The organism is Hymenobacter sp. UYAg731, from assembly GCF_054061335.1.
Map to the genome: position 1 here is coordinate 1 of NZ_JBSSEC010000016.1, position 2,884 is coordinate 2,884.

A 2,884-nucleotide genomic window follows, 5' to 3' on the forward strand; every position below is an offset into this window, starting at 1 on the left:
GCCGGTGGGGTACAGCAAAAATCCTCCCGCGGGTGCTGGTGAAAGCATCCACGGGAGGATTTTCCTTTGTAAAAGGTTGGCGGCGACCGACTCTCCCACCGGTGAAGGCAGTACCATAGGCGCACCGGGGCTTAACGGCTCTGTTCGGAATGGGAAGAGGTGAACACCCGGGCTAAAGCCACCATTGCTGGCGGGGGTTGCGGTGTTCGAATGGTCCGTTGTGACGGACACGCAACCCTCAATAACTCGACGTAAGGGGACAAAAACGAAACGTATGACGCGCGCTCGACGCTACCCACCCTTGCGGGTGGATGTAAAAGAAGCCCTCGGCCACTTAGTACGGCTCAGCTATTCTGTTTCCAGTTGTTCACCTGCCGCCTATCAACGTCGTCATCTCCGACGGGCCTTCCATTGGGAAATCTCATCTCCAGGTGAGTTTCGCACTTAGATGCTTTCAGCGCTTATCTCGTCCCAGCGTAGCTACCCGGCGCTGCACCTGGCGGTACAACCGGCGCACCAGCGGCTGGTCCATCCCGGTCCTCTCGTACTAAGGACAGGTCCTGTCAAATTTCCAACGCCCACCACAGATAGGGACCGAACTGTCTCACGACGTTCTGAACCCAGCTCGCGTGCCACTTTAATCGGCGAACAGCCGAACCCTTGGGACCTTCTCCAGCCCCAGGACGTGACGAGCCGACATCGAGGTGCCAAACCTCCCCGTCGATATGAGCTCTTGGGGGAGATCAGCCTGTTATCCCCGGCGTACCTTTTATCCTTTGAGCGATGGCCCTTCCATGCGGAACCACCGGATCACTATATCCGTCTTTCGACCCTGCTCGGCTAGTCGGCCTCACAGTCAAGCCCGCTTCTGCTATTGCGCTCTGCGTCCGGTTACCAAGCGGACTGAGCGGACCTTTGAAAGCCTCCGATACTCTTTTGGAGGCGACCACCCCAGTCAAACTACCCAGCAGCCACTGTCTCCCGGAATCCCGGGATTAGGCATCAGGCACGGCAAGGGCGGTATTTCAACGTCGGCTCCCCGAGAACTAGCGTCCCCGGCTCAGCGCCTCCCGCCTATGCTACACATGCCGAACCCAACACCAATGGCAACCTATAGTAAAGGTGCACGGGGTCTTTCCGTCCCGTGGCGGGTACTCGGCATCTTCACCGAGACTACAATTTCACCGAGCTCACGGCTGAGACAGCGCCCAGATCGTTACACCATTCGTGCAGGTCGGAACTTACCCGACAAGGAATTTCGCTACCTTAGGACCGTTATAGTTACGGCCGCCGTTTACCGGGGCTTCGATTCAAACCTTCGCCTTGCGACTAAGTTCCCCTCTTAACCTTCCGGCACCGGGCAGGTGTCAGACCTTATACGTCCGCTTGCGCGTTAGCAAAGTCATGTGTTTTTGTTAAACAGTCGCCTGGGCCTTTTCACTGCGGCTTCTCGTCTTGCAACGAGGAAGCGACCCTTCTCCCGAAGTTACAGGTCCATTTTGCCGAGTTCCTTGGCCGTGATTCACTCGAGCGCCTCAGGATACTCTCCTTGACTACCTGTGTCGGTTTGCGGTACGGGTGATAATGACATTAAAACGCTTAGCAGGTTTTCTTGGCAGTCGGATTAGGCACACTATCCGCGTGTCCCGAAGGACGTACGGTACTATCAGCTTTCGGCTAGGTGGGCGTACTTAACTACCCTCCCAATACCTACGGCCTTCAACGGGCACTTCCGTCCGCCCGCGGTGCTTTCACTTCTGCGTCACTGCATCACTTGTCATCATCAGTACAGGAATATTAACCTGCTGTCCATCGAGTTCACCTTTCGGCTGCCCCTTAGGTCCCGACTAACCCAATTCCGATTAGCGTTGAATTGGAAACCTTAGTCTATCGGCGTGCGGGTTTCTCACCCGCATTATCGTTACTCATGCCTACATATGCTTTTCTCCACGCTCCAACATGCCTGACGACACGCCTTCACCGCAAGGAGAATGCTCCCCTACCACGTAGCAGTCTTTCATGCTACATCCAAAGCTTCGGTACTAGATTTGATGCCCGCGTATTATCGACGCCCGCTCGCTCGACCAGTGAGCTGTTACGCACTCTTTAAAGGAATGGCTGCTTCCAAGCCAACCTCCTGGCTGTCAAAGCAAGTGGACCTCCTTTGTTCAACTTAATCTAGATTTAGGGACCTTAGCTGTTGGTCTGGGTTCTTTCCCTCTCGGCCGGGGACCTTAGCACCCCAGGCCTCACTGCCGTGTATAGCCATTGGCATTCGGAGTTCATCAGGATTCGGTAGGCTCTGACACCCCCTAGTCCTATTGGTAGCTCTACCTCCAATGACCTCAACCACGACGCTGTACCTCAATACATTTCGGGGAGTACGAGCTATTTCTCAGTTTGATTGGCCTTTCACCCCTACCCTCAAGTCATCCAAATCCTTTTCAACGGAAACTGGTTCGGTCCTCCAGTGCGTGTTACCGCACCTTCAACCTGCTCAAGGGTAGCTCACAAAGTTTCGCGTCTACCCCCCCCGACTGCACGCCCTATTCAGACTCGCTTTCGCTGCGGCTCCGCGCCTTAAAGCGCTTAACCTTGCCGGGGAGGAGTAACTCGTAGGCTCATTATGCAAAAGGCACGCTATCAGGCCACGAAGGCCCTCTAACTGCTTGTAAGCACACGGTTTCAGGTTCTTTTCACTCCGGTATTCCCGGTTCTTTTCACCTTTCCCTCACGGTACTAGTTCACTATCGGTGTCTCAGGAGTATGTAGCCTTAGCGGATGGTGCCGCTCGATTCAGACGGGGTTTCTCCGGCCCCGCCCTACTCAGGGTACCGCTACCGTGAATCAGAAGTGTCGCTTACCGGACTCTCACCGTCTATGG

General features: G+C 55.3%; 2 rRNA genes. Both read right to left on the reverse strand.

Features of this window, described 5'->3' with window-relative positions:
- Positions 1 to 74: 74 nt before the first annotated feature.
- A 5S ribosomal RNA gene (rrf, locus tag ACVWYF_RS22805) occupies positions 75 to 186 on the reverse strand.
- A gap of 128 nt (positions 187 to 314) precedes the next feature.
- Positions 315 to 2,884, reverse strand: a 23S ribosomal RNA gene (locus ACVWYF_RS22810); the annotation flags it as partial.